This window comes from Bacillus silvicola (assembly GCF_050524305.1).
Taxonomy (GTDB): domain Bacteria; phylum Bacillota; class Bacilli; order Bacillales; family Bacillaceae_G; genus Bacillus_A; species Bacillus_A cereus_AT.
Genome location: NZ_JBNGVC010000001.1, coordinates 1,179,071 through 1,205,120, shown reverse-complemented (window position 1 = coordinate 1,205,120; position 26,050 = coordinate 1,179,071). Strand labels below are relative to the sequence as shown.

Sequence of the window (26,050 nt, the reverse complement as noted above, 5' to 3'; positions counted from 1 at the left end):
CGCCGTTACAAGGATAAGGTATATATTTTGTACCTGAATAAAGCGGGATGCTTTTGCGTCCAACCTGAGGTGGTACCACGGTAAATTTATCGTCCTCTACATATTTCGATATGTAGGGGACTTTTTTATTTTTCAGAGTGAGGTGAAAGGCATGATGACAAAAGAGGAATTTATGAAGCAAAAAGAACAAGGAAAAACATTTTTAGTAATTGCTGAAGAAGAAGGAGATAGCATTACGCCAATTTCTTTATATAGACGTATGAAGGGTAAGAAAAAGTTTTTACTAGAAAGTTCACAGCTTCATCAAGATAAAGGGCGCTATTCTTACTTAGGATGTAATCCTTATGGAGAAGTGAAAAGTGTCGGTATAGAAGTAGAACGAACGATGTATGGACAAACAGAAAAGTTGCAAGGTAACGTATTGCAAGTATTAGAAGAGGTAATCGCACCAGAACAAGTAGAGAGTCCATTTCCGTTTTGCGGAGGAGCGATTGGATATATCGGATATGACGTAATTCGGCAGTATGAAAATATAGGATTAGACTTGCATGATCCATTAAATATTCCAGAAGTACACGTACTACTGTATCGCGAGTTTATCGTTTACGATCATTTACGCCAAAAGTTGTCGTTTGTATATGTATGCGGGCAAGAAGATTCAGCTTCTTATGAAGAAGTATATGAAAGATTGCAAAGATACAAAGAGGAAGTGTTAAACGGTGAAGAAGAGAATGTGAGTGAAGTAATATCATCGTTATCATTTACTTCTTCAATAACGGAAAAAGAATTTTGTGAAATGGTAGAAACGGCGAAAGAGCATATACGAGCCGGGGACATATTCCAAGTCGTATTATCTCAACGTTTGAAAAGTGAGTGTAAAGGTGATCCATTTGCATTATACCGAAAACTTCGCATTGCAAACCCGTCGCCATATATGTTTTATATCGATCTTCAAGATTATGTTGTACTCGGTTCTTCGCCGGAAAGTTTGTTATCAGTAAGAGAGGATAAAGTGATGACGAACCCAATTGCGGGTACGAGACCGAGGGGGAAAACGAAGCAGGAAGATGAGGAAATCGAAAAAGAATTGTTAGGAAATGAGAAAGAGCGAGCAGAGCATATGATGCTTGTGGACTTAGGCCGAAATGACATTGGCAGAGTAAGTGAAATTGGCTCTGTGACGATAGATAAATATATGAAAGTAGAGAAATACTCTCACGTTATGCACATTGTATCTGAAGTTTACGGAACATTGCAAAAACAGATGAGCGGATTTGATGCATTAGCGTATTGTTTACCAGCTGGCACAGTGTCAGGAGCTCCGAAAATAAGGGCGATGGAAATTATCAATACATTAGAGCATGAAAAAAGAAATGTATACGCCGGAGCAGTTGGATATATTTCATTCTCAGGAAACCTTGATATGGCGCTAGCAATTCGAACGATGGTTGTGAAAGATGAGAAAGCGTACGTTCAGGCAGGAGCGGGTATCGTTTACGATTCAGATCCGGTTGCTGAATATGAGGAAACATTAAATAAAGCGAGAGCGCTTTTGGAGGTTATGAAATGATTGTACTGATTGATAACTATGATTCCTTCACATATAACTTGTATCAACTATTAGGCGAGTACGAAGAAAACATCGTCGTCGTAAGAAATGATCAAATAACAATTGAACAATTAGAGAAGATGAAGCCGAAAGGAATTGTGCTCTCACCGGGACCTGGGAAACCAGAAGATGCTGGAATTTGTATCGATGTTATTCGTCACTTTTATAAGGACGTTCCCATCTTAGGAATTTGCCTTGGCCATCAAGCAATCATATCCGTATTTGGAGGAGAAATTGTTAGAGCAGAGCGCATTAAACATGGAAAAACATCACGTGTGAAACATAACGGAACGTCAATCTTTTCGTACGTTACTCAGCCGCTAACGGCAATGCGTTACCATTCACTCGTCGCAGCACAAAATAGTTTACCACAATGCTTTGACATACTCGCGACGGCGATGGATGACGGAGAAATCATGGCAGTTCGTCATAACTATTATCCGCTCTTCGGATTACAGTTTCACCCAGAATCAATTGCAACAGAAGAAGGCGGAAAATTAATACGTGCCTTTTTAGCACAAGTGAAAGAGGAGGAGAGAGTATGAACAGTTATCTTCGAAAATTAGTAGAGGGACAGCATTTAACAGAGGAAGAAATGTATGAAGCAGGGCTCCTTTTATTAAGTGACAACATATTGGAAAGTGAAGTTGCAGCTTTCTTAGTATTGCTGAAAGCGAAAGGCGAAACAGCAGAAGAAATATACGGTCTCGTTCGTGCTCTTCGCGAAAAGGCATTGCCGTTTTCAAATCATATAAAAGGAGCGATGGACAATTGCGGAACGGGTGGTGACGGTGCACAAACATTCAATATTAGTACAACATCGGCATTTGTACTTGCCGGAGCTGGCGTAAAGGTTGCGAAACATGGAAACCGCGCTGTTTCTAGTAAAACAGGAAGTGCTGATTTATTAGAAGAACTCGGTGTAAACATTAGTTGTACGCCTGGTGAGATTGACTATTTATTAGAGAATGTAGGTATTGCCTTCTTATTCGCACCAGCGATGCATCCAGCATTAAGACGCATTATGAAAATAAGAAAAGAATTAAACGTTCCGACGATCTTTAACTTAATTGGACCGTTGACGAATCCAGTTCAGTTAGAAACACAATTTGTCGGTATTTATAAACGAGATATGTTATTGCCAGTAGCGGAAGTGTTGCAGAAACTTGGCAGAAAACAAGCGCTCGTCGTAAACGGAAGTGGCTTTTTAGATGAAGCATCATTACAAGGAGAAAACTGCGTCGCTATTTTAAAAGACAATGAAATAATCGAAATGAGTATTGAGCCTGAAAAATATGGTTTTTCAAGAGTGAAAAATGAAGAAATTAGAGGCGGGAATTCAAAAGAAAATGCAAAGATTACAATCGGAGTATTGAGCGGAGAAAAAAGTGTATACCGCGATACCGTTTTACTAAATGCAGGGCTTGCTCTTTTCGCAAACGGAAAAGCGGAAACGATTGAAGAGGGGATTAAACTAGCGACATCTAGCATTGACTCTGGAAAAGCATTAGCCAAACTAAACTTATTAATTGCAGTAAGCCATGAAAAATTAGAAAGGGTGAATTAAAGTGGGGACGATTTTAGAAAAAATTGTAGAGCAAAAGAAAGTAGAAGTTGCGGAGTTATATGAAACATATTCACCAGTGAAAGAAAAAAGGAAAACACACTCACTTGTAAAAGCTTTAGAGCAGTTTACTGTAATCGCAGAGGTAAAGCGAGCGTCTCCATCAAAAGGAGATATTAATGTACACGTTGATGTGCCAAAACAAGTGAAAACATATGAAGAATGCGGTGCTGGAGCAGTTTCGGTTTTAACAGACGGTCAATTTTTTAAAGGGTCGTTTTACGATTTACAAACAGCAAGAGCAGAAAGTAATATACCGCTATTATGTAAAGATTTTATAATCGATAAAATCCAAATCGATAGGGCGTATGAAGCTGGAGCAGATCTTATTTTATTAATCGTAGCGGCGTTAACGAAAGAAAAGTTACAAGAGCTTTATAGCTACGTACTAGAAAAAGGATTAGAAGCAATCGTTGAAGTTCATGATGAACAGGAATTAGAAATTGCGATCCGATTAAATCCGCACGTTATCGGCATTAACAACCGTAATTTAAAAACATTCGAAGTTGATTTAAGCCAAACAGAAAAGCTCGGAAAACGATTGAATGAGGAAAAGTTACTTTGGATTAGTGAAAGCGGCATTCATTCAAAAGAAGATATTATCCGCGTTAAAAGAGCGGGTGCAAAAGGCGTGTTAGTCGGAGAAGCACTTATGACATCATCTTCTATTAGTAGCTTTTTCGAAGATTGTAAGGTGAATATATGAAAGTGAAAATTTGTGGTATTACTGATATTGAAACAGCGAAAAGTGCGTGTGAATACGGCGCAGATGCACTCGGATTTGTTTTTGCAGAAAGTAAACGAAAAATCACTCCAGAGCAAGCGAAAGAAATTATTGAGGAAATTCCAGCCCACGTTCTCAAGGTCGGTGTTTTCGTAAATGAATCAGTAGAAGTGATCCGAAAAATTGCAGAGGAATGCGGGTTAACGCATGTTCAACTACATGGGGATGAAGACAATCATTACATCGGAAGATTGAAAATTTCGTCTATAAAAGCTGTAGGAGTAGCTTTAGAGCAAGATATGGAACATGCGAAAAAATACGAAACAGATTATATGTTATTTGATAGCCCGAAAGAAAAGTTCTACGGAGGAAATGGAAAGACATTCTCATGGGAGTTACTCGCGCATATGCCAAAAGCATTGCGAGAGAAAACGATATTAGCTGGTGGATTAAACATCATTAATATAGAAGAAGCTATTCAAACCGTTCAGCCATATATGGTCGATGTGAGTAGTGGAGTAGAGACAGAAGGAAAGAAAGATATAAAGAAAATAAAACAATTTATTAAAAAAGCGAAGGAGTGTTCAAAATGAACTACGCATATCCAGATGAAAAAGGTCACTACGGTATATACGGGGGGCGATACGTTCCAGAAACGTTAATGCAGTCCGTATTAGAATTAGAAGAAGTATATAAAGAAGCGATGCAAGATGAAGAGTTTCAAAAGGAATTAAACCATTATTTACAAACGTACGTTGGAAGAGAAACACCGCTATATTTTGCTGAAAATATGACGAAGTATTGCGGCGGTGCAAAAATTTATTTGAAACGTGAAGATTTGAATCATACAGGCGCACATAAAATTAACAATACAATCGGTCAGGCACTTCTTGCCGTACGAATGGGTAAGAAAAAAGTTGTCGCCGAAACAGGAGCAGGACAACACGGAGTTGCGACAGCTACTGTATGTGCCCTTCTCGGTCTAGAATGCGTCATCTTCATGGGAGAAGAAGATGTGAGACGTCAAAAATTAAACGTGTTCCGAATGGAATTACTTGGAGCGAAAGTAGAAAGCGTAGCCGCAGGTAGCGGTACATTAAAAGATGCGGTGAACGAGGCGCTTCGTTACTGGGTTTCACATGTGAATGATACGCACTACATTATGGGATCCGTTCTCGGACCGCATCCATTCCCGCAAATTGTTCGTGATTTCCAAAGTGTAATTGGGAAAGAAACGAAAAAACAATACGAAGCGTTAGAAGGGGAATTACCAGAAGCAGTCGTTGCTTGTATCGGTGGTGGTAGTAATGCAATGGGAATGTTTTATCCGTTCGTACACGATGAAGAAGTTGCTCTTTACGGTGTTGAAGCAGCTGGAAAAGGTGTTCATACAGAAAAGCACGCAGCGACTTTAACGAAAGGAAGCGTCGGTGTTTTACACGGATCGATGATGTACCTTCTGCAAAATGAAGAAGGACAAATTCAAGAAGCGCATTCTATTTCAGCAGGGCTAGATTATCCAGGCGTTGGGCCAGAACATAGCTTACTAAAAGACATCGGCCGCGTTTCTTATCATTCGATTACAGATGAGGAAGCGTTAGAAGCGTTCCAATTATTAACGAAAAAAGAAGGCATTATCCCGGCATTAGAGAGTTCACATGCTGTTGCGTACGCTTTAAAACTAGCACCGCAAATGAAGCAAGACGAAGGACTTGTCATTTGTTTATCTGGCCGTGGTGATAAAGATGTAGAGAGTATAAAACGTTATATGGAAGAGGTGTAAAAAATGGGAGTAGAAAAAATTAAAGCAGCGTTTGAAAATGGTAAAAAAGCATTTATTCCGTACGTAATGGGCGGAGACGGTGGACTTGAAAAGTTAAAAGAAAGGATTCGTTTTTTAGATGAAGCGGGAGCAAGTATTGTTGAAATTGGTATCCCGTTTTCAGATCCAGTCGCAGACGGCCCAACGATTCAAAGAGCAGGGAAACGAGCGCTAGATAGCGGTGTAACATTAAAAGGTATTTTTCAAGCGTTAGCAGAAGTAAGAAAAGAAGTGAAAATTCCATTTGTACTCATGACATATTTAAATCCAGTACTGGCATTCGGAAAAGAACGTTTCATCGAGAGCTGTCTTGAAGCAGGTGTGGACGGCATTATAGTTCCGGACTTACCTTATGAAGAACAAGACATCATTGCACCGCTTCTACGCGAGGCGAATATAGCTTTAATTCCGCTCGTTACTGTAACGAGCCCAATTGAGCGAATCGAAAAAATTACGAGTGAATCACAAGGATTCGTCTACGCCGTTACAGTAGCTGGTGTAACGGGAGTACGTCAAAACTTTAAAGGTGAGATTCATAGTTACTTAGAAAAAGTAAAATCACATACGCATTTACCGGTAGTGGCAGGGTTCGGTATTTCAACGAAGGAACATGTAGAAGAAATGATTACAATATGTGACGGTGTTGTCGTTGGAAGTAAAGTTATTGAGCTTTTAGAAAATGAAAAGCAAGAGGAAATATGTGAGTTAATACGTGCAGCAAAACAAAAAGAAGAGGCGTGAGTCTCTTCTTTTTGTTTTGTGTGATAAATGTTAAAATATACAGAAAATACTTATAAATTAGAGGGTGAGAAGGCATGCTAAGACGTAAACTATTATATCTTCTTTTAACTGTACCATTATACGCTTGGCTCATTAGCATGACGAAAATAGAGTTGATGGCTCTGTTTTTAGGATATGTATTCATCTTTTCCCAATTAAATCGAATACAAGAGCAATCTATTTTAGAAGTATGTATATTTTCGATTAGTATAGAACTATTTAGTATCGTTTCGATTGTGTTATTAAACGAGTTATTTCGGGGGATTTATTCATTTTCATTAATGAAATTTGGTAATATTGTACTGCAAGTAATATGTGCTTATATTGTGTTTGTTGTGCTAGAAAAAATAATCGGACAACAGACGATTTTTCAGGATAAAAGAAAATGGGAGTGATTCAAAAAAGGAGCCAAATGGCTCCTTTTTTGAATCTGTTGTAAAAACAATTGAAAAATATGACATCTGTTATATAATAGTTAAAAGTTGTATTTTTAATGAAATGAGATGATAACATGGCCATATTGTTGGCACTTATCCCAATTATGATGATTTTCATTTGTTTATTTTTATTTAAACAAACGTCATTAAGAGCCTCATTAATTTCTTATACCGTTTCTGTCGGAATCGTTTTACTCTCACCAACATTTCGGTTAGGGATAAGTGAAACTGTACACGCTACGATTAAAGGTTGGCTAATTTGTTTTATTGTCGGATACGTTTTGTTTTTCGGTATTTTTTTATTTCACCTCATGAACAAAATGGGATACATCGATCAAGTAGCACGATTTCTAGAACAAATCACGCACGATCGCTTATTGCAAATGCTTCTTATGTGTTTTGGTATTTGTCCACTTATTGAATCGGTGAGTGGGTTCGGTATTGGTTTTATGGTTGCAGCACCTATTTTTCTTTCTCTCGGTTATAAGCCGTTTCAAGCTGTACTACTTTCGTTTATCGGTCTACTCGCTAGTTCATGGGGCGCGATGGCAACGGGTACGATTATCGGTGCGCAACTTATTAACATGCCGCTCACAACTCTTGGCACAAATACAGCATTATTAAGCATCCCGATTTTTGCATACTTTATCTTTCTTTCTTTATACGTTGTCGGTGGCTTTCAGGCAGTTATAGAAAAGTGGAAGGAAGGCGTTGGTTTCTTTCTATTATTTGCGCTCGGAATCTATCTTTCTAACGCATACGTAAGTGTTGAATTAGCAGGGATATTAAGTTCTATCGTTACCATTACATTTGGTTTTCTTATCATTAAATTAAAAGGGAAAAATGAACAAAATCTAATAACAGAACATGCGGCTACAACGGAGAGAGAAGTATCTATTATAAAAATTATTAGCCCTTATATATTTCTAACAGTTTGTATTTTACTTTCTCGCCTCGTTCCAGCATTACATGATTTGCTCAGGTCATATGCGGTTCTCGATTTAAAATCATACTCTTACAAACTAGAGCTACTATATTCGCCAGGGTTTTGGCTCGCCATGACTTGTTTATTTACAATTATTTTCTTCCGCATTCCATCTAATATTATTAAAAAATCACTCTCGCAAACGATAAAACAATGGATTCCATTCGCAATTACAACGACAATGTTCATTGCGATTTCAGAGTTAATGGGGGCATCTGGTATGCATTCATTACTCGCAAAGACAGCTGGTGAAACATTTGGTACCTTTTTCGTTTTCGTTGCTCCTTTCATTGGAGGAATAGGCGGCTTTTTAACTGGTAGTAACGCAGGATCCAATGCGATGTTTATAAAGCTACAAATGCAAACAGCCCAAAACGTAGCACTCCCGTGGCAATACGTCACAACGCTCCAAAACACCGCATCATCAGTAGCGACAATCGCTTGTCCATCACGGATTACACTAGGCGCGTATTTATGCAATATCCCGTATCGTGAAAATGAACTATTAAAGAAGACGACGTTAATGATTTTTGGTGCGGTGTTACTTGTAGTAGTGGAAGTTTTCTTTTGGTATATATTGAGAAATTAAAAATCCTCCTAACATAGGAGGATTTTCTTTATGACTGGATAATGTTTTAAATATGAAAAGCTTCTACTAAATGAATAGGAGATGAAAGGTATGCCCTTAAAAAACTACGGTGTATTAAAAGGTACAGTTATACAATCTAAGATTGGAAAAGGCAAAACACCTCATTATCAAGTTCATTTACAAGGTGAAGCAGGAGTAGATTATCGCATTGCAATTAACGTGAAATCGCAAAGTTATCCATCGGAAGTTTTATATTTTGCGAGCGACGATATTCGATCAGAGGCAATTCATATTTTACCGACATTACCGTTCGGTTTTACAGAAATAAAAAATAATGAACCGAAAGTAGCTTTAGATTATGTAAGAGGTAATTTATTTGATTCCAAGCAAATGATTCCTTTACCTGCTGAAAAAGCAGGAGTTGATAATGATTTAAATGAAAAGATAGAGCGTTATATAAAGCGAGCAATAGAAGGAAAGGCGATTATTTATGCGTTTGGTGAAAGGTGGGGACCAGAAGAAAAGGTTCCGGATTCGTATTTCCACTTTACACCTGGAAACGGTATACACGATATTCATGTGTATTTAGATTGTTATACCAAGGGTTTTAGAGTCCTTGGTAACGTTTTGGTAGTTTTTGCATTAAATCTTCTTCTATAAATGCAACCACTTCTGCTTGTTTTGATGGATATAAGTGGCTATAAGTATTTAAAGTTGTTGCTACATCTGAATGACCTAGACGTTGAGCTACCATAAGGGGGCTTACGCCTTTATTGATTAGATAGGATGCATGAGAATGTCTAAATTCATGTAGTAAGATTCTTTTAACCCCAGCAGAAAGCGCATAATTTGTATATTTTCTGCCCAAAGTGCTTGCCGAGATGCAAGTGTAAAATTCGCCAAATACAACATAATCACTTTTTACAGGTGCTTTTAATGTAGCATGCTCTTTTAAATTTTTCAATAAATCAATGACAAGAGATGGCAACATAATAATACGATTTGATGCTTTAGTTTTAGGTTTTGTAATTTGCCTGTTGTGTACGGTTTTATTTATATTGATAGATTTCCCTAGAAAGTCAACATCTTCCCAAGTCAAAGCTAGAAGCTCTCCCTTTCTAGCACCGCTATAATATAGTGTTGAGAAAAAGGTTTCATACAACGGGTCATTAACAACCTCGATAAATTGTTGGAATTCTTCAAATTCCCAAAAGTTCATTCGTTTATTGGATTCTTTTTCAAAATTCCCTGCAATACGTGCTGGATTACTAGTTAAACCATGGAATTTTATTGAAAAATTAAAAATAGAGGAAAGTACAGTGTGAATCTTTTTAAGAGAGTCGGCAGAGTAATGAGATATGATTTTATTTTGGTAATTCATTATGTGCCTGGCAGTAATCTGATCGATTTTCATTTTGCCAAACTCTTGTTGTAGATGATTGTAGATAACATTTTTAATTATGCTTATAGATGTTGGTTTCCTCCTCTGACAATACCAATCAAAATAACTATCCGCAACTTGAGCAAACGTTAAGCTAGAGTTTGTTTCTTTTTCAACTAACATTTTTGCTTCCGCTTCACGTGCTTCTTTTTTTGTTTTAAAACCACGACGTTTTACTTGTTTTTGAGTACCATCAAATTGACGGACTCTCACCACAAAAAAATATGTTCCTCGTTGTTCATCCTTATAGATCACCATAGAAGCGCCTCCTGTATATGTAAAGATTGATAATTCAATTTATTGAGTAAATTATAACTTGTTTGTTACCAAAAGAAAAGACGCTCAATATAAATTGAGCGCCCCTCTTTGACTTGAACCACTTTAATTTTAATAATATACCCGTGGTGTTAGTTGAATTCCTACTGTCCAAACAGTCGTGAAAATGCGTGTATTTTCTTATTTTGAATGGTATGAAACAGAAAAATTCAAGATGTTTTTAAACTGTACGGAGTAAAATTTTGCATATTTCTAGGTATTTTCCAATATTTTTATGATTTTTTCCAGGTTTCAAACCTAATATTTACTAAAAATAACGGATAAATTTCAACTAGCACCACAGGTATAATATATATTTAGAACTCCCACCCAATCGTATTTTACCATATTAAATTATATTGCTTGTTGAGAAAATTAGATTTTTATTGGCAAAAGCCAAACAGAATAAATAATTACAATTCACAAAAAAGAGTCCACAGCAATATGCAATGAACTCGAGGTTTAAAACTAAAATGGACCTTATTGACCGGACGGTTATGAGCCGCCTGCTCTGACCACCTGAGATAAAGGTCCATGGATGGCGACTAGCTTTCCACACTAGTCGATGTGAAGGATATATGAATACGTGTAAATACTCTAACACACTTTTATAAACAAAGAAAAGACGCAATCATAAAGAAAGCGTCTTTTCTTTGTTGTGTTGGATAACCATCTCAATAAACAATAACAGAAAGGGTTTCATGTAAGCATAGTGTAACATACATTTATGTCGACAAATATTGAGAAAGTTCTAAGTCTAAAATTTATGTTCGTAGATATAGATTAAGGATTGGTTGGGTAAAATATTATAGAATTGGCTGGTTTTTAGCTCATCCAATTGAGATATTATAATAATAAGTTTATATTTTTTGTATATTCTGTAAATTTATTTTCGGTTAAACTTGAGAAAGTTTTAAATGTATTGAAAATTATGTTGGGATATGTCCAATCATGATATGCTAATGTTGAGTATGTTAATAAACGAAACCTGATATACCAAGGGTTTATATGGTTTTTAAATAGGTTATTCACAGTGTTTATTTTCGAACATGTGAATAATACATTGAAAAGAAAATTTATAAAATGGACATAAATAAAGACCCATAGAAGCGTGTTAGAGAAACGCGAGCTGAAGCTCTCTCCAACCGTTCCCTAACCATACTTAGGAAACACCTACCTCATATGAGTCCACTTAAGTATATCATGTTTCCAAAATGTTGTGGTTGAGAAAGTTAGGATGGATGATTTATGTTCGGAGAAGGGGGAAGTTTTTTTGCTGAAGGTTATGAATGAATTATTATCCAAGATAGAATCATCTGGATTTTCTCGGAGAAAGTTCGCTATAAAAATGGACGTAAGCCGTGAAACGTTTCGTAAGGGAATAGCTTGTGAAAGTGAAATGGATGTAGAATTATTTTTTAAAGCCATTAACTATTTAGATATTAACACTGAGGTGAAGCGAGAGCTGACAAGAGACTATTTCTCTTCTTGCAATCAACCATCTAACCTTGTTGTCGGATTACTCTATAGTCAGGTGCAAGGCGATTATTTATTAATGAGTGAAATAATTCATACACATAAAGAAAATGCTAGTTTGTCGATTTATTTTACAATCTATAAATTATTTAACAAACGTAATAAAAATGAGTTAAGAGGACAAGCGCTATATAGAAAAATTAGGGAAACACAGTTTTCTGCAAATCCTCATGTTCAAGTAATGGTGAATATTCTTTATATGCTCTCTTTAGCTGATAAACCAAATAATAATGCTATTATTCAATATGTGGATGATGTTGAATCAAATTTAGCATTAATCGAAGAGGGGCGCATAAAAGATTATCTTCGTATGTTAGCTGATGAGAGAATTGCATATATGCATTTGTGGAGAATTGAATTAGAACAGTGTAGAAAAATTTTTAATACTATTATAGAATCGGAAGTAGATGTTCCAATGATTAAGTGTACAGCACTATGTGGGCTCGGAGAAAGTTATCAAATAGAACACCCTCAGACTGCGGAGGCAATTTTAGTTCAAGCTACGGAAGCACTAGAAACGATTAATGTTGCTCAAAAAGCTCAAAAGTTTATAGCGTTGCATACAACTTTAGCTCATGTGCGTATACATAATAACATTAACGTTGATAAAATTGATGTATCTTTACTTCATCCAAATGAAAGAGCGACATATGAATGTATTTTCGGAGATCGAGAACTTGGACTATCAATATTTGATGAATTAAAGAAAGGGGGCTTCACCCCGTTTCAACGCATTTCATATTCATTATGTATTCACGACTTGGAAGGTATTAAACAGGCACTTTTGGAGTTCGAATTGATGGGGTTGAGCTTTTATGGACAAATGTATAAAATGATTCTTAACAGAGAAGGGGTTGTGTCAATATGAGAAGGATGATGTCAATGCTCTTGCTAATAGTAGGAGTGGTAGGGTTAAATGGAAATATAATCAATGCAGAAAACATGGAGCAACAATCTAAATTGAAGATGTATGTAAAAGATCCTGGAGGAAGTTAGTATAGTTGATATAAAAAAAGAAGTCGCTACTTGGTAGCGGCTTTTAGCACTTTTTAGGGGTGACAATTCTATAATGGGGGGTCTACAAAAGATTGTCACCTAGTATTTACCATTAATAAAGGGAGGAATTTTGATGTTAAGAACAGTAGGAATAGTAGAAGAAACAAAAGCTATGATTGGAACACTAGTAGAGCCTAAAAAGGTAAGTTGTGATGTGGAGTATGTAATAAATGAATTGTATAAAATGGAGTTATTTACAAAAGATGAATTTGATGAAATTACATATATACTGAAACAAAAAAAGGAATAGCGTCTGGCTAATCCTTTTTTTGTTAACTCAACATCCGTTTGATGGCAATATTGAAAAAATCACGTACTTTTTCAGTTTCTTCCACAGTGAGTTCTCGGCCTCCATAATTAAGCGTACCGTTTTCTAAAATATCTTGTAGGTTATCTTTGGATCCATCTGGATTATCTGTTCTCCCAAGTATGAAATCAGTTGTAGAATTAAATACATCAGCCAATTTACATAGCATTTCAGGATTGGGTTTTCTATAGTTTATTTCATAACCATTGTAGGTTGAAATTGAGACTTCTAGTTTATTGGCCACATGTTCAGTAGTCCATCCATATCTCTTACGTAGAAACTTTAAGTTTCTTCCTACATCCATTTATAATAACCTCCTAAAATAGGGTAATGTACGGTGCCGTACTGTACCGCAAGTATTGATAATAATAGCTTACACTAAAATAAAAAAAAAATCTACGCATATTGCGTAGGGGAAAGTATTTACATTTACGCAAAAAGCGTATAATATAATGAGCAATAGGCGAAATGAGGAGGAACATCATGAAAAGAAATTGGCTTGTGAAAATAAGAAAGCAGCATGAATTAACGCAAGCAGATATTGCGGAAGCTTTAAATGTAAGCCCTACACACTATGCAGATATCGAGACTGGAAGGAGGACTCCAGGAACGTCTTTGGCAATGAAAATTGCAACGTTCTTAGAGTTTCCAGTAGAGTGGTTATTATTACCTTCTTATCTGCATAATGCGGAAAAACGGGTATTGAAACTGGCTATGCAAATGGATTTCCCTTCGGAAGAAATTTTTTTATCAGTATTTCCACGAATTGCGGAAAAAATAAAATCGAGTAAGAAAGACTCTTACGAGGAAGGTGATGGTAATGCATAAAAACCTATTCATCGCGAGAAAAGAACAACGCATGACACAAGAGAAAGCGGCAAATTTAATTCATATTGCACCGAGAACATATTTTGCTAAAGAACACGGCAAAAGTGACTTTACTTTAAAAGAAGCACAGAAACTAGCAAAGTATTTCAAAACAACAGTGGACGAGCTTTTTGAGAAATAGGGGAGGGGAAATAAGTGAAAAACGGCAAACGACCAACGAAGCGAGAGAAGATACATATCAACTGCTATAACTTAAATCCTGATAGTTGGTTAATCTTTAAGAAAGTAGATGGCGAATTACACTTAGTACATCGTCATACGAACTCAATACGAGTCATTCCGAGTGAATAGGATAGGAGGTGAAACAGTGAATGAATTGATGAATTTATCAAGTGACATCAACGTAATTACAGCAGAAATAAAAAGCTATCAACAAATTGCAGGTCAATCGATATTTGAAATTGGAAAACGATTGAAGCATGTGAAAGAGAACGATCTGGTACATGGAGAGTTTGTGAATTGGTTACAAGACATTGATTTAAATAGAAAAACAGCTCATAAATTTATTCAATCATTCGAACAATTTTCAAATGTCGCGACATCTAGACATTTACCAGTAGGGAAAATATTTGAAATGTTATCTCTACCACAAGAAATAAATCGTCAACAATTCATCGAAGAACCGCACACGATTCCTTCCACAGGAGAAGAAAAAACAGTTAATGAAATGACTGTTAGAGAACTAAGGGAAGTCAAAAAGTCACTTAAAGAAAAGGACAAGCTCCTTCAACAAGCCGAAGAAAAAGCAAAACTCGCCCGGAAAGAAGCCACGCAAGCTCGTAAATCTGAACAACTTACACGTAAGCAACTCGAAGAGTTAGAACAACAAGAACCACAAATTATCGAACGGGAAGTGGTGAAAGAGGTAGAAATAGAATCTAAAGAACATATTAACATTAGAAACGAATTAATGGATAAAAATGCAGAACTCAAGGATACAGCGGATTTCTATAAACAAAAGGCGGATGCCCTATCAAAAGATGTGGATGATATACAACTTGAAGAATCCTCTATGAATTACATCGCAAATAAAAACGTCCACAATTTGATTGCCTATATGGATGAATTTCTGAAAGATGTGGTGGTTTCATCCCTCATGCGCGGCTCGATTGCGACTGCAAGTGATGCAACGAAAGAACTACTAGATTCACGTATAGAAGCGTTTCAGGAATTTTTAAATGATCTCAAGATAGCGAAGACAGGTAGGAAAATTAACTAATTGGAGGATGGAAGATGGAGCATATCGCACAATTACCAATCACATTGAACGAAGCTGGGGATTTAGTCATTAAACGTACGGATGATAAAACATTGGAAAAACTAATTGCATTGGTACAAACGCAATTTGCGAATCAAAATAACAAATTAACCAAGGTGGACCAAAATATAGGGAAGCTTAGAACCTGTCTAAAATCTTTTTAGTAAAATCGCCACACCTGCCAATAAGCAACTCTGTCTACTATTTTCAAGTGTTCGTTCACAGTTCTTCCACAGTCTGCGGTAATTTTCCAACCAAGCAAAAGTTCGTTCCACAATCCAGCGTTTCGGTAACACAACAAACTTGTGAAGTTCAGAGCGTTTAATGACCTCAACCGAACAATCAATCGTTTCTTTTATCGATTGTGCAAATGATGGGCCCGTGTATCCACCATCACAAAGTATATTTGTCACTTTGTCCAATGCTTTCTTATGCTTTTCACACATTTGGATGGCACCCTCTCGGTCTGTTATATTCGCAGTTGTTACCTGAATCGCATGAATAAGACCGTTGGTATCTACAGCGATATGTCGTTTGATTCCTGAAACTTTCTTTCCGGCATCGTAGCCTTTTTCACCAGCTGTCCATGTGTTTTTCACGCTTTGTGCATCTACGATGCAGAAACTCGTCTGTTTCTTCCGCCCATCTTGCTCACGATATGTTTCGACCAATTTTTTTATGCACTTTTTCGAGAAGACTTGTGTCATTCTCGTCTACTTTCCGCCAAATTTGATAGTAGGCATACACGGTTTTCCAGTTTGGAAAGTCACTTGGAAGATTACGCCATTGGCAGCCTGTTGTGAGCAGGTACAGTACACCGCAAAATACCTCGTACAAATCGACTGTGCGGGGGCGCGTCCTTTTCCGTGCGTTTTCTAAATCCTCTCGAATCAGTTCAAACTGTTCACGGGATATATTACTTGTATAATTGTGTATCATAGGAATCATCCTTTTTACATAGATTATACCTCAGATTTTAGACAGGTTCTTAGCGAATCCGTTGAGAGCTTTGACAATCGCCTGACGCAAACACAGTTGGAGAATGTGGCGTCTAAAATCGTAAGAGACCAACTACAGCAAGAACGCCATGCGAAGGCAAAGGGATTCGTAGGCAATAAAGTCCAGCTGACATTCGAAGCAATGGAAGGGACGAAATCCGACTTGGAGCATCACGTACAGGTGTTAATTAAAAAGGAAGTCACACGAGTGATGCGCCACATCACATCGTACCTAAAGGAACAGTTAGGGCTAAAATCAATTGATGATATTCCGAATTGCTTAGTAGAGAAACATAAAACATTGTTAAAAGAACTAACTTGGAAGAAGCTTGATACCTTCATGAAGAAAGGGAGTCGTTAGGGTGGTGGAAGAAAGTACATTTTCACTATGTATGGTTGGGTTATTCTTTGTTGGCCTAGGTGGATTTGCATATGTGATGGATCAGATTGATAAAAGATGGATGAAGGATGTGGATTGAGCTTGTTCCTAAAATAGGAGAAAGCCCTAGCATTAGGGACTAGGGCTTCAAGGTTGGTAAGAAATAATTACTAATACTGAATGATTATAACATGTGATTTTAAGAACTGATATAAAAAGATAATATGAAATAATGCATATTGGAGTGAGAAATTATGGACATAAAAAAATATGGCAAGCGTGAGAAACGACTAGTAGAACAAGTTGGAATTGCGAGAATGTGGGATTTTAATCAATTGGTGATAGCTATTATTGATAAGCATAGTATAGAGGCTGGGGAAGCAATTCTAGAGGATTTACAGAAACATGCAATGGATACAGGGAAGTTGCATGTACAAGCCTTAGAAAGCGAAAAAGCCCTATAATATAGGACTTTTAGCAAAAACACTACTTGAATGTGCACATACGAGGTCTCGATTACAAGTATGTACATGTTGCCTTCATTCAAATTGTAACAGATACATGTTTCATGTTAAACAAGAAAATTTGACGTAGAAAGACAAAAAGACCTAAAATTAGGTCTTCTCATCAGCAATATTAGATTAGAAAGGAATATTTGGCATGTACATGCCACGAGTAATGAATGCACTTAAATTATAACAAATTACCACAATAAAAGACAAGGAAAGGATGGTAAAAGAAAATGACAGCACAGCAGTTGTTCGAAGAAAAACAACATCTAGTATTTGCTGCGATTAAACAAAGATTTGGAAGTATGGCAAGAGCTACACAAATTGCAGAAATGAACAATATGGAGCTAGATGATTTAATTCAAGTGGGTTGTATGCATTTATAGGCTTGTTGTGTGAATTATGATGCAGAGAGAGCCAAGACATTCAATGCATATGTGATGAAAGGTATGAAATGGGCCATGAGTGATGAACTTCACATGAAAGGAACGGCTTTTAAAGTAAGTAGAAAAGTGAGTCATGAAGAAAGGAATCAAATTAATATTCATTCGATTGATTTGCATCGAGATGAGGAAACAGTAAATGAATTTTATGCAGTTTCTCCTATCAATGTGGAAGAAGAAGCGCTGTTATCCGTTGAATTTGAAGAAGTAACAAGTGTGCTGGAAGAAAAAGAAAAGTCAATCATTCTGCACGTTGGTGAGGGATATACCACAAGAGAAATTGCAAGGAAGTTTGAGATGGGGAAATCCACAGTGAATAAAAAGAAAAATGAAGCATTTCTCAAAATCAATCCAGATTATAAACCGATGAAACAAAAATCATTTTTCTTAGGAAAGCGATCATTGAAGGGAAATCGCCAGCAACTCCTGGTGATGTAAAGTATGCCAAAACGTAAAAAAAGACCTGTTTCCGCAGGTCAAAAACAAGGGCATTTCGTGAAAGAATATAACTTACCCATATTTTAACAAACGTGTAGGGGAAATACTAGTCCTGAAATGCAGAATTTTTAGTTATTTGCATGTGGAGGGATGTTAAACATGAATAATCAATTAAAAGTACAAACGTCTTACCTAGTTATGATAGGGAACATATTTGTAGGGAATCCCAATCCGTTAGTGGTATCTAAAAATAGCAAAGGTGCGATGGAGTTTGACCATTCTACAGCAAAGAAAATTGCTCAGGAGATAAACGGTGTTGTGGTAAGAAAAACTGTGGAATATGAAGTGGTAATCGATAGATAACAAGGAGGGGTTCACCATAATTGAAAATCCAATGATTATAGGGAATCCTCATGATTCACCGATGAATAACATCATGGGGTATTGCAAAAGTTGTGGAAAAGAAATCTATTTCGGTGAAGAGTACCGAGATATAGATGGTGATTCCATACACGACGAAACAGAATGTATCAAACAATATGTAGAGTCCCATTCTATAAAGAAAGTAGCGGGTGAGTAATATGAACTTACAAGATTGGATGCTGCAAGGAAAAATTGAATCAAAAATTCAAATCACTATGAATTTAATAGAACGATATAAACATAGTGATGAGCCACATGCTTCATCAATGGTTGCTGCTTATGAACATGGATTACAGGATCTTATGGAAATATATGAAGCCAGCCAGCGAAAAGAGGTGATGCCGTTTTGAACGCTGGGATTAAAGCGCTGGAAAAGGAGTTAGATGTGGCACAAGGAAAATTAAACGATTATCACCGCAAATTAGAAAGGTTAATAGAAAGAAAGCCTATTGTTGAAAAATACATTCAGGACGCTGAAAGCGAAATTCAAAACCTTGAAGCTTCAATTTTTATTCTGAAGAAAATGGCGGAGGTGTAAAAGTTGAGTCAACAATTCGATTTTAGTACGAAAAATGCAACCGATATTGTAAAACAAGGAAAAACATACTTACTATATGCGAATCCTGGTATGGGTAAGACACACACATTACGTCATCTGCCGGGTAAAACGTTAGTATTGGATATTGATCGTACATCACAGGTGCTCAAAGGAGAAGAAAATATAGACATTATCTATGTTGATAACCAAAACACTTGGGAATATTGGGAAGCCTTATTGAATCATCTCAAAGATACAAAGGGGAAATATAACAATATTGCGGTTGATAATGTTTCAGAGCTAGAACGTTGCTTATTATCGCATTTAGGTTTTATTGGACGCAACCAAGGTGTGCCATCACAAGGTGATTATCAAAAAATGCAGTTCCGTATAGTTAATTCATTTAGGTGGATGAAAAATTTAGCGGATATCATTGTATTTAATGCTTGGGAAACAACAGACTTGTATACTACATCAGAAGGACAACAATATAATCGTTCTTATCCTCAGATCAACACGAAAATTATAAATAATGTACTTGGTTTATGCGATGTTGTTGGTCGATTAATGATGAATGCAGAAGGCGAAAGAGGATTTGTTTTAGAAGGTACAAACAGTATGTATGCAAAAAATCAGTTAGACGATAGAAAAGGTTGCAAACAGGAAGAAATTTTTCTTTTGCCATCCACAAACTAACAAACAGGGGGAAATAAATAATGAGTTTCTTTAAATTTGATGAAACAAACGTAAATACAGGTTTTGAATTAGTAGCAGAAGGTAAATATGAAGCGGTAATTGTTAATACGGAAGCTGGTAAAACACAAGCTGGTAAAGATAAATTATCGGTAGATTTCGAGATTCGCAGTGATGTACCGCAAAATCATCAAGGCGCAAAAGTACTTTATAACACATTTACATTTGAACATGAGGTTTCAGTCAAAATCGTTAACTCACTATTAAAAGCATGTGGATTTGGTAATAATCACGCTTTCGCTTCTGCTGAAGATATGGGCAAGCAACTTATCAATAAGAATTTAAAAATCACTGTAAAGCATGAAGAATACGACAAGGTTGTGGATGGACAGAAACAAAAACGTAAGGCAGCCAAAGCAAAATATTATGATGTGTCGGACGTAAATCCGATAACAAGTGGTCCAACAGTAACAATCGGTGATGAAATGTTACCGTTTTAAATAACTAAATAGAGAGGTTGGTTGTAACCGACTTCTCTTCTTTATACCTTAAAAAGCTAATTGGAGGGCGAAATGAAAAAAAATCCATATAATTTTAATGAAATTCCTGCCGAGTTAAAGGCTCTTCCTCAATGGATTTTGTGGAAGTTTGAAACACGAAATGGTAAGCAGACAAAAGTTCCGTGTCAAGTAACTGGTGAAATGGCGCAGGCAAACAATAGACGTACCTGGTCAACGTTTGCAACAGCGGTCAAATTTTACTTAGAAGGCGACTATGACGGCATCGGGTTTGTTTTTAGCAGGCAAGATAACTATATAGGAATAGATATTGATAAGTGTGTTATGGACGGGAAAACAAATGCTTTCTCAACGGAGATTATCGATATATTAGACAGCTATACAGAGTTTTCACCATCTATGAAAGGCATCCACATCATCATCAAAGGTAGCCTTCCACAATCTGTTTTAGGTACAGGAAGGAAAAATACAAAACACGGTTTAGAAATTTACTCATACGGCCGATTCTTTACCTTCACTGGAAACCGTGAAAATTCCAATGATGTGTATGATCGTACGGATGAACTAGCAGAAGTGTTTGAACAGTATTTTGATGATAGCGACATTCAAGGTCGAGTAAATCTAGCTGAATTTGAGAAAGATGAAATCAAAATTTCAAATGAAGCTCTATGGGACAGGATGTTTCGAAGTAAAAACGGTGATAAAATTCGATCACTATTCAATGGAAACATAATTAATAATGACCATTCTGGAAGCGATCAGGCTTTATGTAATCACTTAGCATTTTGGACAGGGAATTCAGCACCTCGAATAGATTCCATGTTCCGTGAGACGAGCTTAATGCGTGATAAATGGGATGTTATCCATTTTAGTGATACAAACGAAACATACGGTGAAAGAACGATAGCAGAGGCTATATCATCTACTTCCACAACTATTTTAGATAATAAACAACAATTCGAAGAATTTTCTTTTGATTTCCACAGTGATGAAGGCAGTGAAGACGAAGCAAGATCAACAGATCGAAAATTCATGCTCACTGAAATGGGAAATGCGGAACGAATTGCAACAGAATATGGACACGTTATTCGTTTTGTAAACGGTTCTGGTTGGTATACATGGGACGGGAAACGTTGGAAAGAAGATAGGAGTAGGAAGATCGAACGCATCACTTCAAAAACGCTTAGGAAGTTACTAAAAAGTGAAGATGAACGTGAAGTGAAATGGGGAAGACAATGCGAAAAACGTGCAATTCGAATGAATAGTATCAAGGATATGATTCCACTTGTACCTGCTCAGCGTGAAGATTTTGATAAACACGAATATCTTTTGAATGTCGAAAATGGTGTGATGGATTTAAAAACAGGTGAGTTGTCATTACATGATCGTGATTTCATGCTAACAAAAATGACAAATATTGAATGTAAAAAGGATGAAGATTGTCCACATTGGAAAGCTTTTTTAGAAAGTATTTTCAAAAATCCCGAAGGGGATACAGATTATGAATTAATTGATTTTATTCAAAAAGCAATCGGCTATTCTTTAACAAGTGATATATCAGAACAGGTCATGTTCTTTCTCTATGGAGGTGGTCGAAATGGGAAATCCACATTTATTAACACTATCAAAAATTTGTTAGGAGATTATGCAAAACAAACAAATAGCGATACGTTTATTAAAAAGAAACATGATTCTGGAGCGAATAATGATATCGCACGTTTAGCGGGTGCACGTTTTGTATCGGCTGTTGAGAGTGAAGAAGGTCAACAATTATCAGAAGCGTTAGTCAAACAAATTACGGGTGGAGAACCAATTAGCGCGCGATTTTTACGCCAAGAGTTTTTTGAATTTACGCCTGAGTTTAAAGTGTTTTTTACAACGAATCATAAACCAATTATTAAAGGTATGGATGAAGGAATATGGCGTAGGGTTCGAATGATTCCGTTTACTGTGACCATACCGAAAGAGAAGGTAGATCGTAAGCTTCCCGAAAAGTTGTCAATGGAGATGTCGGGCATATTAAATTGGGCAATTGAAGGCTGCTTAAAATGGCAACGTGAGGGATTAGGAATGTCAAAAGCAATTCAAGATGCGACTAGTCATTACAAAGAAGAAATGGATATTCTTGAGCCTTTTTTAATCGATAAGTGTTTTTTACATCCACAGGCTAGAATAGAGGCGAAAGAGCTGTATAACGAATATTCTCGTTGGTGTAATGATGAGGGAGAAATCAGCCTAAAGAATCGAACATTTTACAGACTGTTAGAAAACAAGAATATCTATAAAAAGCGGGGAACAAAAAACAAATTATTTTTATATGGTGTCGGTCTGCAAAAAGAGAGTTATAAATATTTACAGCCGGAAGTTACCAATTCAGTAAACGAAAATGAGCCGAAAAAAAGTTTGGTAACCGGTTTTAAAATGACCTGAATTTCAGTTATATCAAGGGTTTAGAGAGTTGTTTTTTCTGTTGGGTTACTATAGGTTATTTATTTTGTATATATCCAAAAATAATAAATATTTATAAAAGCATATATATACTATTTCTGTACACCTGGAATCAAGGTAACCTTGATAACGCCAATGATAAAAATAGAGCTATAACCCTTGATATAACAACGTTTTTAACGGGTTAATAAAGTTATTTTTAACTAAAAATGTGTTAATTAAGGAGGGAAATCGGATTTTTTATTAACCAGAACCTAATTAATGGCCATTTTGGTGGGAAAGAGGGAGATGAGGTGACACAAGTAATAAAAATACTGAGTGAAATTTGGAAATCGGGTGCAAATATTTATCTGGATCCGAGTGATAACCGAATTGGAATCACGAGACAACATTTAATTTCAAAGGAATTCATGAAAGCTGCTGAACAAAATTATCCAGCTATTGAGGATTGGTTTCAATCTTGGAAGGAAGCAAATGCGGAGAAACTAACAATTATGAAGATACTCCATCAGTTCTGTGGATGGCAACAGAATCAGAAATTATATGATTGGTTGCTTGCTGATATAGATTCATTACAAATGTTCTATGACTGGACGATTATGCTTGCAAAGAACGGATGGACAGACATGTATGAGGATCATCGTCAATTTGAAAATGACGAATCGGATGCAATGGCGAGAAAGATATATGAACGTGCAGTTATATATGCAAGGAGAGGAGTAGGAGAGTGATCAGTTATCGTTATACAGATACAGAAATAAATAAAATTCTTAAAACACTCACAATTGTTATCGATACTCGTGAAAACGCAAATGACCATATTCGTGATTACTTACATCAAAAAGGTATTTCGATTAAAAATCAAAAATTAGATACTGGTGATTATGGCTGCATGATTCCGAAAAATGAAGAACTTGGAATACCACGGGATATGTATTTAAATCGTCGGATAGAAAGAAAAGCAAGTATTGATGAAATGACAAGTAACCTGCAAAAAGATACGCAAACAAGATTTGAAAATGAATTGATTCGTTCGAAAGATATTCCATTCACTTTAATTGTGGAAGACCCACGTGGTTACGAAAAAATACTAAAGGGTGAATATCGTTCAAGATATAATCCATTGGCATTACTCGGTAGGCTGAATACGTTTAAAGCGAAATATGATTTTGAAATCGTCTATTTAGATAAAAAACTTGTGGGCAATTGGATATATCATGTTCTGTATTACCATGCGAAACATTATTTGAAAACAGGGGCCTTTTAACATGGTATATCCTCCTGGAGAATAAAAATTTCATTTTATAGAGAATGAAAAAGAGCACCATGTATAGATGCTCTTTAACCAAGAATTTCAGGAGAAAACATATCGTGTGAGTCTGCTCATTATAAGGTATGCATGTAATTTTTTCTTGTGTCTTGCATATAAAAAAAAGCACATAGGTATCGTGCTCTACAGTTAGGAGGTAACTCTGTCTTTGAACGAAATGAGCTACATTACAAATATATGTTATATGAAAAAGGATAAGAACCGAAAAGCAGCTAGCAAGCGCTAACTGCTCCGTAAAAGGAAGGAATCTAATTAAATCAGGTCTCAGCTATTTATCAGCCTATGGATAGTATGAATCAAATTTAGAATTTTATGCAGGAGGGATAAAGATGAGAGCATCCAAAGATTTTCTATTGGCATTATCTGCAAAGTTAACAGAGATTGCGGACAATAGGGCAGATTTAGAAACGGCGGCGGAACTAGAAGAATTAATCGATAAAATCAATGAAAGCATAACAGAAGGTTAGGTCCATCGTGAACCTGACCTTAAACGAAATGAAAACTTCATTCTTAGTAAAAACGGCTCCATAAAACGGAGTGAATGGACATTCAAATTCTTTTTGAATACCGTAGGTATCGGGATGAGGAAAACCGATTAGAGAGGCTTGTATGTGTGTATAAACGAATTCAACGAAACGAGTGTGAACGGGAGGATTTCTATGATGGAGAGTACAACAACAGAGAAACTCAAAGGAGCGACATTTAAATATATTGAAAGTGAATTATATGGTTACAGTGATACGCTTCGTGAAATCGCATTTTTAAGAAAGAATCTGATTTTCTGCTCTCCACATGATGATGAAAATATCGGAGGCGGGAGAAGAAATGTACCAGATCGTCCAACCGAACGTATCGGAACAAAGTTGGTGGTACATAAAAAACTAAGACGCCTAGAAGAATTAGCAGATGCGATTGAACATGTGTATGTGTTATTAGGACCCGAGAAGAAAAAGTTAATCAAATTAAAATATTGGACAAAACCACAGTGTAAAACCTGGGATGGAATCGCAGAAGATCTTCACATAACAAAGCGAACGGCACTTCGGTGGCGGGATGGAATTGTGTATGCAATCGCAGAAAAACTGGGAGAAAGATAAAAGATGTCACTATCATGTCACTTTTGGCCTCAAAAAATGAGGTATTATGGTAGTATGGAAAAGTGAAAGGTGACGGAAATCACCAATCACAATGGTAAACTTCATATTCTAAACGGTTCGTTTATGTGGCAACACAAATCCGAAACCAGCTTCAATGGTGCAGATTGAATGTATCCGTTGAGAGGAGAGAGCATCTATAAGGATGTTCTCTTTTTTATATGGGTAATAAAATATCACATACCGAATGTAACAATACAAAATAGATTGAGTGAGAAAGCATCCATTCGGGTGTTTTGGAGGGGGATGAAGAATGGATAATCAAAACAACGAAATGAAAGTTGGAATTGTTGAATTAAGAATTCAAGTTGTGGGACTACAACAAACGATTGAAGAACTAGCACGAAAAGTAACTATGTTAGAAACAGAATTAGCAATGAAAGCTGACATAACTCATGTTCGAGAAATGGTCAAACAATCTGTAGTAATTAAAAAGATTAACGATAGTAAATCGGTAGGAATGGATTGTAAAGTTGGTATTTCAGTAGATGGGAAAGTATTAGCTGAATCTATGGTTAGACATACAGCAGATTCCATTCAAGGTCGTGTAATTAAAGGGAGTGAAATAAATGAAACTAAATAAACAAGAACAAACAGTTGTTGTTGGTCATTTAATAACCAATGTTATTGGTTTGGAATTCGTACAGCAACACATGGATCCACAGAAATTAGAAAAGGCTGTAGCTTTACATAATGAGATAAGTGATGATATGACACCAAAGCAAAATCGAGAAACGCTTATGAATGTGTTAGATAAAGCGATTGATGACTTTCTTTACGAGGAGTGAGGATAGATGCAAGTCTACTG

34 protein-coding genes, 2 pseudogenes and 1 other annotated feature (1 of these 37 only partly in view) are annotated in these 26,050 nt (G+C 36.4%); of the genes and pseudogenes, 33 read left to right on the top strand and 3 right to left on the bottom strand.

Features of this window, described 5'->3' with window-relative positions:
• Positions 1-100, top strand: a binding site (T-box leader) (it extends 147 nt beyond the left edge of the window).
• Positions 101-151: 51 nt separating this feature from the next.
• The 10 genes and pseudogenes from trpE to ACP6L7_RS06370 all read left to right on the top strand — a co-directional run.
• The gene (gene trpE, locus ACP6L7_RS06415; protein WP_141533319.1) at positions 152-1,570 is read left to right on the top strand and encodes an anthranilate synthase component I; all 1,419 of its coding nucleotides are present in this window, start codon (positions 152-154) and stop codon (positions 1,568-1,570) included.
• The gene (locus tag ACP6L7_RS06410) at positions 1,567-2,154 is read left to right on the top strand and encodes an aminodeoxychorismate/anthranilate synthase component II (RefSeq protein ID WP_097830073.1); all 588 of its coding nucleotides are present in this window, start codon (positions 1,567-1,569) and stop codon (positions 2,152-2,154) included. The genes trpE and ACP6L7_RS06410 overlap by 4 nt, the downstream gene beginning before the upstream one ends.
• Entirely contained in the window at positions 2,151-3,176 is a 1,026-nt protein-coding gene (gene trpD, locus ACP6L7_RS06405) for an anthranilate phosphoribosyltransferase (protein ID WP_097830074.1), read from the top strand. Before ACP6L7_RS06410 ends, trpD begins: the two co-directional genes overlap by 4 nt.
• A 1-nt stretch (position 3,177) precedes the next feature.
• The gene (gene trpC / locus ACP6L7_RS06400) at positions 3,178-3,939 is read left to right on the top strand and encodes an indole-3-glycerol phosphate synthase TrpC (protein WP_097830075.1); all 762 of its coding nucleotides are present in this window, start codon (positions 3,178-3,180) and stop codon (positions 3,937-3,939) included.
• Entirely contained in the window at positions 3,936-4,550 is a 615-nt protein-coding gene (locus ACP6L7_RS06395; RefSeq protein ID WP_097830076.1) for a phosphoribosylanthranilate isomerase, read from the top strand. The genes trpC and ACP6L7_RS06395 overlap by 4 nt, the downstream gene beginning before the upstream one ends.
• Complete coding sequence (gene trpB / locus ACP6L7_RS06390) at positions 4,547-5,740, top strand: tryptophan synthase subunit beta (protein ID WP_097830077.1); 1,194 nt, start codon at positions 4,547-4,549, stop codon at positions 5,738-5,740. The genes ACP6L7_RS06395 and trpB overlap by 4 nt, the downstream gene beginning before the upstream one ends.
• A gap of 3 nt (positions 5,741-5,743) precedes the next feature.
• Positions 5,744-6,520 (top strand): tryptophan synthase subunit alpha, encoded by a 777-nt coding sequence (gene trpA / locus ACP6L7_RS06385; RefSeq protein WP_097830078.1) that lies wholly within the window; start codon positions 5,744-5,746, stop codon positions 6,518-6,520.
• Positions 6,521-6,594: 74 nt separating this feature from the next.
• Entirely contained in the window at positions 6,595-6,954 is a 360-nt protein-coding gene (locus ACP6L7_RS06380) for a DUF4029 domain-containing protein (RefSeq protein ID WP_097830079.1), read from the top strand.
• A gap of 116 nt (positions 6,955-7,070) precedes the next feature.
• Entirely contained in the window at positions 7,071-8,570 is a 1,500-nt protein-coding gene (locus tag ACP6L7_RS06375) for an L-lactate permease (RefSeq protein WP_097830080.1), read from the top strand.
• A 90-nt stretch (positions 8,571-8,660) separates the two neighbouring features.
• Positions 8,661-9,152 (top strand): annotated as a pseudogene (locus ACP6L7_RS06370) (DUF2278 family protein); the annotation flags it as partial.
• A gap of 25 nt (positions 9,153-9,177) precedes the next feature.
• Here the strand turns inward: ACP6L7_RS06370 and ACP6L7_RS06365 are convergent.
• A complete protein-coding gene (locus ACP6L7_RS06365; RefSeq protein WP_430528969.1) occupies positions 9,178-10,269 on the bottom strand; it encodes a tyrosine-type recombinase/integrase in 1,092 nt (363 codons plus the stop codon).
• 1,330 nt (positions 10,270-11,599) lie between these two features.
• Between ACP6L7_RS06365 and ACP6L7_RS06360 the strand changes: the two genes are divergently transcribed.
• From ACP6L7_RS06360 to ACP6L7_RS06350, 3 genes are all read left to right on the top strand, one after another.
• Entirely contained in the window at positions 11,600-12,730 is a 1,131-nt protein-coding gene (locus ACP6L7_RS06360; protein WP_430528968.1) for an AimR family lysis-lysogeny pheromone receptor, read from the top strand.
• A complete protein-coding gene (locus tag ACP6L7_RS06355) occupies positions 12,727-12,858 on the top strand; it encodes a hypothetical protein (RefSeq protein WP_430528967.1) in 132 nt (43 codons plus the stop codon). The genes ACP6L7_RS06360 and ACP6L7_RS06355 overlap by 4 nt, the downstream gene beginning before the upstream one ends.
• A gap of 133 nt (positions 12,859-12,991) precedes the next feature.
• Entirely contained in the window at positions 12,992-13,168 is a 177-nt protein-coding gene (locus tag ACP6L7_RS06350) for a hypothetical protein (protein ID WP_430528966.1), read from the top strand.
• A gap of 22 nt (positions 13,169-13,190) precedes the next feature.
• On the opposite strand, the gene ACP6L7_RS06345 is transcribed toward ACP6L7_RS06350, so the two are convergent.
• Positions 13,191-13,529 (bottom strand): helix-turn-helix domain-containing protein, encoded by a 339-nt coding sequence (locus tag ACP6L7_RS06345; RefSeq protein WP_430528965.1) that lies wholly within the window; start codon positions 13,527-13,529, stop codon positions 13,191-13,193.
• Positions 13,530-13,708: 179 nt separating this feature from the next.
• On the opposite strand from ACP6L7_RS06345, the gene ACP6L7_RS06340 reads away from it, so the two are divergent.
• The 5 genes from ACP6L7_RS06340 to ACP6L7_RS06320 are packed head-to-tail and all read left to right on the top strand — an operon-like array spanning position 13,709 to position 15,535.
• Positions 13,709-14,053, top strand: coding sequence for a helix-turn-helix transcriptional regulator (locus tag ACP6L7_RS06340; RefSeq protein WP_430528964.1), 345 nt, complete (start codon positions 13,709-13,711; stop codon positions 14,051-14,053).
• Positions 14,046-14,234 (top strand): helix-turn-helix transcriptional regulator, encoded by a 189-nt coding sequence (locus ACP6L7_RS06335; RefSeq protein ID WP_085308741.1) that lies wholly within the window; start codon positions 14,046-14,048, stop codon positions 14,232-14,234. Before ACP6L7_RS06340 ends, ACP6L7_RS06335 begins: the two co-directional genes overlap by 8 nt.
• Before the next feature lie 14 nt (positions 14,235-14,248).
• The gene (locus ACP6L7_RS06330) at positions 14,249-14,404 is read left to right on the top strand and encodes a DUF6906 family protein (protein WP_430528963.1); all 156 of its coding nucleotides are present in this window, start codon (positions 14,249-14,251) and stop codon (positions 14,402-14,404) included.
• Positions 14,405-14,420: 16 nt separating this feature from the next.
• Positions 14,421-15,332, top strand: coding sequence for a hypothetical protein (locus ACP6L7_RS06325; protein WP_430528962.1), 912 nt, complete (start codon positions 14,421-14,423; stop codon positions 15,330-15,332).
• A 14-nt stretch (positions 15,333-15,346) separates the two neighbouring features.
• A complete protein-coding gene (locus ACP6L7_RS06320) occupies positions 15,347-15,535 on the top strand; it encodes a hypothetical protein (RefSeq protein WP_430528961.1) in 189 nt (62 codons plus the stop codon).
• Here the strand turns inward: ACP6L7_RS06320 and ACP6L7_RS06315 are convergent.
• Positions 15,521-16,310 (bottom strand): IS5 family transposase gene (locus ACP6L7_RS06315; RefSeq protein ID WP_430528960.1). Its coding sequence is split into 2 segments (ribosomal slippage): positions 15,521-16,051 and positions 16,053-16,310, totalling 789 coding nucleotides; the frame shifts between segments, so codons are not numbered across the junction. The genes ACP6L7_RS06320 and ACP6L7_RS06315 overlap by 15 nt on opposite strands.
• A gap of 105 nt (positions 16,311-16,415) precedes the next feature.
• Here ACP6L7_RS06315 and ACP6L7_RS06310 point away from each other — a divergent pair.
• The 15 genes and pseudogenes from ACP6L7_RS06310 to ACP6L7_RS06240 all read left to right on the top strand — a co-directional run bounded on the left by ACP6L7_RS06310 (position 16,416) and on the right by ACP6L7_RS06240 (position 26,030).
• Positions 16,416-16,730, top strand: coding sequence for a hypothetical protein (locus ACP6L7_RS06310; RefSeq protein WP_430528959.1), 315 nt, complete (start codon positions 16,416-16,418; stop codon positions 16,728-16,730).
• 272 nt (positions 16,731-17,002) lie between these two features.
• The gene (locus tag ACP6L7_RS06305) at positions 17,003-17,212 is read left to right on the top strand and encodes a hypothetical protein (protein ID WP_430528958.1); all 210 of its coding nucleotides are present in this window, start codon (positions 17,003-17,005) and stop codon (positions 17,210-17,212) included.
• Between the two features lie 278 nt (positions 17,213-17,490).
• A pseudogene (locus ACP6L7_RS06300) lies at positions 17,491-18,138 on the top strand (sigma-70 family RNA polymerase sigma factor).
• Between the two features lie 159 nt (positions 18,139-18,297).
• The gene (locus tag ACP6L7_RS06295; RefSeq protein WP_430528957.1) at positions 18,298-18,501 is read left to right on the top strand and encodes a hypothetical protein; all 204 of its coding nucleotides are present in this window, start codon (positions 18,298-18,300) and stop codon (positions 18,499-18,501) included.
• Between the two features lie 218 nt (positions 18,502-18,719).
• Positions 18,720-18,911 (top strand): hypothetical protein, encoded by a 192-nt coding sequence (locus ACP6L7_RS06290; RefSeq protein ID WP_327926882.1) that lies wholly within the window; start codon positions 18,720-18,722, stop codon positions 18,909-18,911.
• Complete coding sequence (locus tag ACP6L7_RS06285; protein ID WP_430528956.1) at positions 18,908-19,099, top strand: hypothetical protein; 192 nt, start codon at positions 18,908-18,910, stop codon at positions 19,097-19,099. Before ACP6L7_RS06290 ends, ACP6L7_RS06285 begins: the two co-directional genes overlap by 4 nt.
• Before the next feature lie 3 nt (positions 19,100-19,102).
• Positions 19,103-19,795 (top strand): AAA family ATPase, encoded by a 693-nt coding sequence (locus ACP6L7_RS06280; protein WP_430528955.1) that lies wholly within the window; start codon positions 19,103-19,105, stop codon positions 19,793-19,795.
• 20 nt (positions 19,796-19,815) lie between these two features.
• Complete coding sequence (locus ACP6L7_RS06275; protein ID WP_430528954.1) at positions 19,816-20,292, top strand: DUF669 domain-containing protein; 477 nt, start codon at positions 19,816-19,818, stop codon at positions 20,290-20,292.
• 72 nt (positions 20,293-20,364) lie between these two features.
• A complete protein-coding gene (locus ACP6L7_RS06270) occupies positions 20,365-22,740 on the top strand; it encodes a phage/plasmid primase, P4 family (protein ID WP_430528953.1) in 2,376 nt (791 codons plus the stop codon).
• 311 nt (positions 22,741-23,051) lie between these two features.
• Positions 23,052-23,489 carry a hypothetical protein gene (locus tag ACP6L7_RS06265; protein ID WP_430528952.1) on the top strand — a complete coding sequence of 146 codons (438 nt, stop codon included), beginning with the start codon at positions 23,052-23,054 and terminating at the stop codon, positions 23,487-23,489.
• Entirely contained in the window at positions 23,486-24,025 is a 540-nt protein-coding gene (locus tag ACP6L7_RS06260; protein WP_430528951.1) for an ERCC4 domain-containing protein, read from the top strand. Before ACP6L7_RS06265 ends, ACP6L7_RS06260 begins: the two co-directional genes overlap by 4 nt.
• A 392-nt stretch (positions 24,026-24,417) precedes the next feature.
• A complete protein-coding gene (locus ACP6L7_RS06255) occupies positions 24,418-24,555 on the top strand; it encodes a hypothetical protein (protein ID WP_430528950.1) in 138 nt (45 codons plus the stop codon).
• A 192-nt stretch (positions 24,556-24,747) separates the two neighbouring features.
• The gene (locus ACP6L7_RS06250; RefSeq protein WP_430528949.1) at positions 24,748-25,185 is read left to right on the top strand and encodes a DUF722 domain-containing protein; all 438 of its coding nucleotides are present in this window, start codon (positions 24,748-24,750) and stop codon (positions 25,183-25,185) included.
• A 310-nt stretch (positions 25,186-25,495) separates the two neighbouring features.
• Complete coding sequence (locus ACP6L7_RS06245) at positions 25,496-25,825, top strand: hypothetical protein (protein ID WP_430528948.1); 330 nt, start codon at positions 25,496-25,498, stop codon at positions 25,823-25,825.
• Positions 25,812-26,030: a hypothetical protein gene (locus tag ACP6L7_RS06240; RefSeq protein WP_430528947.1), complete on the top strand. Its 219-nt coding sequence runs from the start codon at positions 25,812-25,814 to the stop codon at positions 26,028-26,030. Before ACP6L7_RS06245 ends, ACP6L7_RS06240 begins: the two co-directional genes overlap by 14 nt.
• The last annotated feature ends 20 nt before the right edge of the window (positions 26,031-26,050 follow it).